Annotated in this window: 5 protein-coding genes; 2 read left to right on the forward strand and 3 right to left on the reverse strand. The window is 65.5% G+C overall.

The window, feature by feature from the left end:
* Positions 1–119 precede the first annotated feature (119 nt).
* On the forward strand, positions 120–1928 hold the full coding sequence (locus ACCAA_RS04280) for a carbohydrate-binding module family 20 domain-containing protein (protein WP_186406011.1): 1809 nt from the start codon (positions 120–122) through the stop codon (positions 1926–1928).
* 24 nt (positions 1929–1952) lie between these two features.
* Positions 1953–4253, forward strand: a complete 2301-nt coding sequence (locus ACCAA_RS04285) for a glycogen debranching protein (RefSeq protein WP_186406012.1) — start codon at positions 1953–1955, stop codon at positions 4251–4253.
* Between the two features lie 60 nt (positions 4254–4313).
* On the opposite strand, the gene malQ is transcribed toward ACCAA_RS04285, so the two are convergent.
* From malQ to ACCAA_RS04300, 3 genes are all read right to left on the reverse strand, one after another.
* Positions 4314–5840, reverse strand: coding sequence for a 4-alpha-glucanotransferase (malQ, locus tag ACCAA_RS04290; RefSeq protein ID WP_186406013.1), 1527 nt, complete (start codon positions 5838–5840; stop codon positions 4314–4316).
* 84 nt (positions 5841–5924) lie between these two features.
* On the reverse strand, positions 5925–7364 hold the full coding sequence (locus tag ACCAA_RS04295) for an efflux transporter outer membrane subunit (protein WP_186406014.1): 1440 nt from the start codon (positions 7362–7364) through the stop codon (positions 5925–5927).
* Positions 7357–7747: efflux RND transporter permease subunit (locus ACCAA_RS04300; RefSeq protein ID WP_186406015.1), on the reverse strand; the 391-nt coding region annotated here is incomplete at its 5' end. The genes ACCAA_RS04295 and ACCAA_RS04300, both read right to left, overlap by 8 nt.

The following is a 7747-nucleotide window of genomic DNA, read 5'->3' on the forward strand; positions in this document are numbered from 1 at the left end:
CCGCTACCGGCTGCCGCCTGATTGAGGGGCGGTGCCGGCGAGCGGGGGGCTAAACGATTACGACGATCCGTACACACGCTCCGCCGGCACAGCGTTCACTGCTGACGGCCGCCGGCTTGATGGCACTGGCCAGTGCAGCCCAGGCGGCGACCTTCAACCCGCCCGACACCTCGGTGCAGATGTTCCAGTGGAGCTGGAACGACATCGCGACCGAGTGCACCGCGTGGCTGGGTCCGCAGGGCTATGGCGCGGTCCAGATCTCGCCGCCGGGCGCGTCGAAGAACGCCGATAGTTGGTGGGGGGTGTACCAGCCGGTCAACTATCGCCACCTGAGCAGCCGCATGGGCACGCCGGCGCAGTTGCAACACATGATCGACACCTGCCATGCCGCCGGTGTCCGGGTCTATGCCGACATCGTCGTCAACCAGATGGCCGATGGCGCAGGGACGGCCACCGATGGTTCCACCTGGAACGCGGCTACGCTGAGCTACCCCCACTTCAGCGCGCGGGACTTTCACGACAGGTGCACCATCGTCGGCCAGGACTACGAGTCAGCCGCCGGCCGCAGCAAGGTCATGAACTGCCGCCTGGAGGGCATGCCGGACCTCGCCACCGAAAGCGCCTATGTGCAGGGACAGGTCGCCACCTATATGCGCGCCCTGCTCGACATGGGCGTGGACGGTTTCCGCATCGACGCTGCCAAGCACATGCCGGCGACCGCGCTGCTGAGTATCATGAACGCGGTGCGCTCGACCAACCCGCTGACGCGTGCCGGCGAGCCGATCTGGGTGACACAGGAGATCATCCCCGATGGTGGCGTGACGCGCTCGGACTACTTCCCGGTAGGCACGGTCAACGAGTTCCAGTTCGCTTCGGCGATGCGCGCCGTTTTCCGCGGTGAAGGTGGGAAAAGATTGTCGTCGATCCCATCGATCATGGGCACCTGGGGCCACTGGGGCGGCAGTTGGGGTTTCGTGCCACCGCAGTACGCCACCATCTTCGTCAATAACTGGGACACCGAGCGCAACGGCTCTTCGCTCAACGCGAGCAACTACACCGGCGCCAGCAACGACACGCAGGGCAGCAAGCGCTATGACCTGGCCAACATCTTCATGCTCGCGCAGGGTTACGGCGAGGCGCAACTGCACTCGGGCTTCCGATTCAGGAACACGAACGACGATCGGCCGACGGCCAGCCCCTACGCGGCGGGTGTGCCGCAGATCAACGTCGACTGGGACTTCGTGCATCGCTGGTCGGATATCGCCAATATGGTCAGGTTTCGCTCGGCGACCAACGGCCACGCGCAGACCAACTGGCTGGTCGGCCAGAACGACGATCAGATCGCTTTCAACCGCGGCAACGTCGGCTTTGTCGCGCTGAACAACAGTCGCAGCTCGTGGACACAGACCTTTGCCACCGGCCTGCCCGCCGGCACTTATTGCAACGTCATTCAGGGAACTCTCGACACGAGCGGCGGCGCCTGCAGCGGTGGCACGGTGGCGGTGGAGGCCGGCGGCAACGCCAGCGTCACGGTGGCAGCCAACGACGGAGGCAGCAGCGTGCCGGCCGTGGCGATCTACACCGGGCAGAAAGTCGCCGGCGGCGGCAGTTGCGCCGTGACTTTCAGCATTGCCAATGCCGCTACCCGCTTTGGTCAGAACGTATACGTGGTGGGCAACGAAACCCGTCTCGGCAACTGGACCCCGGCCGCCGGCTTTGCGCTGGCTATCGATGGTTCGGGTGCCAACGTGCCCTGGAGCGGCACCGTCAAACTGCCGGGCAGTACGGCGGTGCAGTACAAATATGTCAAGTGGGATGGATCGACCGCCCTCTGGGAGAGCAACCAGACCACCGCCAGCGGCAACCGGGAGTTCACCAGTTGCGCGGCGGGTGCTCAGACCCGCGCCGACGGCAACTTCAAGCCCTGAACCGCCTTTCAAGGAGACCTACGCATGTCTTTCGGTCGCAAATCGCTTTGCGTCGCGCTCGGTTGCGTCACGCTGAACTCCACGCCGGCCCTGGCCGCGATCAACGCACCGCAACTCGGCGCGCAATACAACGCCAACCACAGCGCGATCACCTTCAAGGCCTATTCGTCGCGCGCCACGCGCATCGAGCTGTGGCTGTACGCCGCGCCGAGTGGTACGCCCGAGGTAGCGCGTATTCCGCTCACCCCGGGCAGCGGCGGCGTCTGGTCGACGGCGGTCTCACGCGCCAGGCTGACGCGTGCCGGCATCGGCGGAGCGGTGTACTACGGCTACCGCGCCTGGGGTCCGAACTGGACCTATGACTCGGGCTGGAGCAAAGGCTCCGGCCTCGGTTTCGTCAGCGACGTAGACGCACAGGGGAACCGTTTCAATCCCAACAAGCTGCTGGTCGATCCGTACGCGCGGGAGCTGAGCCATGACCCGACGACGCCGGCCAACCCGGACGGCACTCCGTATGCCTCGGGGCCGCTCCATCGCACGATCGACAGCGGCAGTGTCGCGCCCCGAGGCATCGTGCTCGCTGGCGACCAGCAGTCGATTGGCACCAAGCCGACGCGCGCGTTCAAGGACGACATCGTGTACGAGGTCCATGTCCGCGGCCTGACGATGAACGACAACAGCATTCCGGCCGCCTTTCGCGGCACCTATCGCGGTGCCGGGTTCAAGGCGGCCTACCTGAAGAGCCTGGGGGTCACCGCGGTCGAGTTCCTGCCGGTGCAGGAAACCCAGAACGACACCAATGACCTGCTCCCCAACAGCACGACCGACGACAACTACTGGGGCTATTCGACGCTCAACTACTTCGCCCCCGATCGTCGTTACGCGGCCGACCGCAGCGCCGGCGGCCCGACACGCGAATTCAAGGCGATGGTCAAGGCCTTCCACGACCAGGGAATCAAGGTGATCATCGACGTGGTGTACAACCACACCGGCGAAGGCGGTGCCTGGTCGTCGAACGACAAGACGACCTACAACGTGCTGAGCTTCCGCGGCCTCGACAACCCGACCTACTACACGCTGACCAGCGACATGCAGGCCACCTGGGACAACACCGGCGTCGGTGGCAACTACAACACGCACAACCCGGTGGCGCAGAACCTGATCGTCGATTCCCTGGCCTACTGGCGCGACACGCTGGGCGTAGATGGTTTCCGCTTCGACCTCGCGCCGGTGCTCGGCAACACCTGCGAAGTCGGTTGCTTCAACTTCGACAAGATGGACAGCAGCAATGCGCTGAACCGCATCGTGCGCGAGTTGCCGCCGCGCCCGGCCGGTGGCGGCGCCGGCGTGGACCTGGTCGCCGAGCCCTGGGCGATCGGCGGCAATTCGTACCAGATCGGTGGCTTCCCGAGCGGCTGGTCGGAGTGGAACGGCAGCTATCGCGACATCGTTCGCCAGAGCCAGAACAAACTGGGCGCCGCGCCGATCACCACCGGCCAACTGGCGACGCGCTTTGCCGGCTCAGCCGACCTCTACGAGAACAACGGCCGCAAACCCTGGAATTCGGTCGACCTGATGGTCGCGCATGATGGCTTCACGCTGCGCGACCTGTACGCCTGCAACAGCAAGAACAACGGCCAGGCGTGGCCCTACGGTCCGTCCGACGGTGGCGAGGACAACAACAACAGTTGGGACCAGGGCGGCGTTGCCGCCGACCAGCGCAAGGCGGCGCGCAATGGCCTGGCGCTGATGCTGCTCTCGGCCGGTGTGCCGATGATCACCGGCGGCGACGAGTCGTTGCGCAGCCTGCAGTGCAACAACAACCCGTACAACCTGGATTCGAGCGCCAACTGGCTAAACTGGAACTGGGACACCGAGCAGACCCACTTCCAGTCCTTCGCCAGGGCGATGATCGCCTTTCGCAGGGCCCACCCGGCGCTCCGCCCGGTCGACTTCTATTCGAGCGTGGACAATAACGGCAACGTGATGGAGCAACTGCGCTGGTTCAAGCCCGACGGCGGCGTTGCCGACAGCGGCTACTTCGACGACCCGAACCGGCGCGCGATCGCCTGGCGCATCGACGGCAGCGAGCTGGGCGACCCTGCCGCCGCGATCTACGTCGCTTATAACGCCTGGAGCGACAACGTCGATTTCACGCTGCCCTGGCCGGGGACCAGCCGCAAGTGGCATCGCGTCACCGACACTTGCAACTGGGCCGAAGGCGCCGGCCAGGTGCGCGCGCCCGGCAGCGAAGACCTGGTCGGCGTCGAAGGATCGAGTTACGGCCTGTGCGGGCGCGGCGTCCTGCTGTTGATCGCCAAGTAGGGGAGACGACAGGCAGGCCGCGCCGGTGGTGTGGCCTGACCGCACCACCTCAAGTTGCGCTCAGCCGCGCCGGCGGCCGTAGAGGCGGCTCAAGACGGCGCTGCGACGGGCGTGCGTGGCGTCGACCTGCTGCCAACTGAAGCGCCACTCCCAAGAGCCTTCCCCGACGCCGGGCTGGTTCATGCGATGCGTCGAATCGAGGCCCAGCACGTCCTGCATCGGGATGATGCACATCGCGGCCACCGAGGAACAGGCGAGACGGATCAGTTGCCAGTGCGGCTCTTCGCCGAGTTCGTCGCCAACGCCCAGGTAGGCGCGAATATGCTCCTGCTCCGGGTGCCCGAGCGACTCCCACCAGCCCAGCGTCGTGTCATTGTCGTGGGTGCCGGTATAGACCACCGTGTTGGCTTCGTAATTGTGCGGCAGGTAGGGATTCTTGGCGTCGCCGTCGAAAGCGAACTGCAGGATGCGCATTCCCGGCAGCCCGATGGCCTGGCGCAGGGCACTGACTTGCGGGGTGATGATGCCCAGATCCTCGGCGATGATCCTCAGCCGGCCTTGCGCGTCGCTCAACTCGCGGCGCATGGCTGTAAACACGGCTTGCCCCGGTCCTGGCCGCCATTTGCCGTGGACCGCCGTCTCAGCCGCGGCGGGGATCTCCCAGTACGACTCGAAGCCGCGAAAATGATCGATGCGCACGACGTCGCAGAGCTTCATCGTCTGCCGCATCCGCTCGACCCACCAGTGATAGCCCTCGGCGGAATGCGCTGACCAGCGATAGAGCGGGTTGCCCCAGCGTTGTCCGGTGGCGCTGAAGTAGTCCGGTGGCACTCCGGCGACGACGCGCGGGCGGCCGTGCTTGTCGAGATCGAACAGTTCGGGGTGCGACCAGACGTCGGCGCTGTGCCCGGCGACGAAGATCGGCAAGTCACCGACCAGCTCGATGTGTCGCGAGTGGGCGTAGGCCTTGAGCTTCGCCCATTGATCGTAGAATCGCCACTGGCAGAATCGCCAGAAGCTCATCTCGTCGGCGTGCTTTTGTCTGGCTTCGCGCAGCGCTTCCGGCTGGCGGCGAGCGAGTGGGGCGGGCCAATCCTGCCACATTCTGCCGTCGCCCCCGTGCGCTTTGTCGAGCGCCATGAACAGTGCGTAATCGTCGAGCCAGTCGTGCGCATCGCTGCAGAAGGCTTCGAAGGCGGTGTGCTCGGGGCTGGTCTTGCGGCCGAGGAATCGTTTGGCGGCCCGCCGCAAGAGGGCGACCCTGAACGGCCGTACCGTCGCGAAATCGACGCGTCCCTCAGGGAAAGCGGGGACCTTCGCCAGATCGGCATTGGTCAGCCAGCCGGCATCACGGAGCTGGTCCAGGTCGATCAGCAGCTCATTGCCGGCGAAAGCCGACGGACTGACATACGGTGAGTTGCCCGGTCCGGCGCCGCCAAGTGGCAGCACCTGCCACAGCGATTGGCCAGCGGCTACCAGCCAGTCGACGAAGTGATAGGCGGCCGGACCGATATCGCCCGAGCCATGTGGGCCAGGCAGTGAGGTCGGATGAAGGAGAATACCGCTCTGGCGGGGGATTGAAGTCATGCTGGTCTCTTGTCTTGATTCTTGGCTGATCTGCTGTCCTGGCTCATCGGGTTGTGCTGTGAGTCGCAGGGCTGTGGGTCGGGACTACTGCACGAGGCCGGGGTCGCTCTTGACCAGCGCGGCATCGGCGACTTTCTCGGCTTCGCTGACCCAGCCACCGCCCATGGCCAGGTAAAGATTGATCATCGACTGGAATTCCACCTGCTGGGTCTGTGTGTATTGTAGTTGAACGTTGAACAGGCTGCGCTCGGCGTCGAGGACTTCGATGTAGCTGGTGTAGCCGTTATCGTAGCGCAAGCGGGCGGTGGCCGCGTACTGCTGCAGCGCTTCGACCTGGCGCCGCTGCGCCTTGAGCTGTTCGCGCGTCCGGTCCTGGCTGACCAGCGAGTCGTTGACTTCGCGGAAAGCTTCCTGGATCGCTTTCTGATAGCCAAACAGCGCCTGCTGCTGCCCGGCTTCTGCGGCCTGTACCTGACCGGCAATCGCTCCGGCGGTAAAAAGGGGCAGGGTGATCGGTGCGCCGTAACTCCACACCTTGTTCTGGCTGGAGAAGAGATTGCTCAGGCTGGTGCTGGCGTAACCGAAGAGGCCGGTCAGCGAGATGGTCGGGAAGTAGGCCGCCCTGGCGGCGCCGATCAGCGCATTGGCAGCGATCAGGTCCTGCTCGGTGCGTCGGATGTCGGGCCTGCGTTCAAGCAGATCGGACGGCAGGCCGGCCGGGATGGCCGGTAGCGTCAGATGGTCGATGTCCTTGCCGCGCGGGATCGGTCCGGGGTTGCGACCGAGCAGCACGCTGAGCCCGTTTTCCTGCTGGGCGATGGCTTTCTCCAGCGGTGGGATGGTCGCCAGCGCTTCTTCGTACTGCGACTTGTTCTGGCTCAGTTCGAGCACCGAAATGATGCCCCCCTCGAAGCGCAGCTTGAAGATATCGTAAGACTCGCCGCGGCTCGTCGCCGTCGCCCGGGCAATCTCCAGTTGGCGATCGAGGTCGCGCAGGTTGATGTAAGCGCCGGCCACGCTGCCGACGAGCGACAGGATGACCCCGCGCCGGCCTTCCTCGCTGGCCAGGAGCTGGGCGCGTGCGGCTTCCGTCTGGCGACGGATGCGGCCCCAGATGTCGATCTCCCAACTGGCGTTCAACACCGCGTTGTAGCTGTTGTAGATCTCGCTGCCACCGGCGCCGATCACCACCGCGCTGATGTCTCTCTGCCGACGGGCGTCGGCGCCGGCGCTGAGCTGCGGGAAGAGGCCGGAGCGAACGATGCCGTAGTTGCCGGCAAACTGATCGACCCGCGCGGCAGCGATCATCAGATCCTTGTTTTCGTGCAGCGCGGTGCTCACCAGATCGTTGAGCACCGGGTCACCCAGTTGCTCCCACCAGAGGGTGTTGGCGAGGTCGCGAGCGTCCTTTTCGCTGAGGCGCCAGGCCGTCGGCGTGTCGACCGGCGGGCGGACGTAGTCGGGTCCGACCATGCAAGCGCTGGTCAGCAGCGCCAGCAAGGTGACCCGCAGTGGCTTACGCATGGCGATCCTCCTTGCCGCTTGGCTCCGGCGCGTCGCGGCCGCCCTCACCCTCGCCGGCCGCGTGATTGCGCACGCCGGTCTCTCCCTTGTGACTGATCTTCTCGACGACGTAAAAAGTCACCGGGATGATGAAGATGGCCAGGCAGGTGGCGGCGAGCATGCCGCCGATCACCGCGCTGCCCATGACTTGCCGCGACAGGGCGCCGGCGCCGCTGGCGATGGCCAGCGGCACGCAGCCGAGGATGAAGGCGAACGAGGTCATCAGGATCGGCCGCAGGCGCAGTTGCGCGCCCTTGAGCGTCGCCTCGGCGAGCGACAGTTCGCCCTTCTCGTACTCCATCTTGGCGAACTCGACGATCAGGATCGCGTTCTTGGCCGCCAGG

The sequence above is a fragment of the Candidatus Accumulibacter aalborgensis genome (assembly GCF_900089955.1).
Classification (GTDB): Bacteria; Pseudomonadota; Gammaproteobacteria; order Burkholderiales; family Rhodocyclaceae; genus Accumulibacter; species Accumulibacter aalborgensis.

Coding starts and splice junctions, on each gene's coding strand:
- ACCAA_RS04280 (WP_186406011.1), top strand. CDS start 120: ATGGCACTGGCCAGTGCAGCCCAGGCGGCGACCTTCAACCCGCCCGAC.
- ACCAA_RS04285 (WP_186406012.1), top strand. CDS start 1,953: ATGTCTTTCGGTCGCAAATCGCTTTGCGTCGCGCTCGGTTGCGTCACG.
- malQ (WP_186406013.1), bottom strand. CDS start 5,840: ATGACTTCAATCCCCCGCCAGAGCGGTATTCTCCTTCATCCGACCTCA.
- ACCAA_RS04295 (WP_186406014.1), bottom strand. CDS start 7,364: ATGCGTAAGCCACTGCGGGTCACCTTGCTGGCGCTGCTGACCAGCGCT.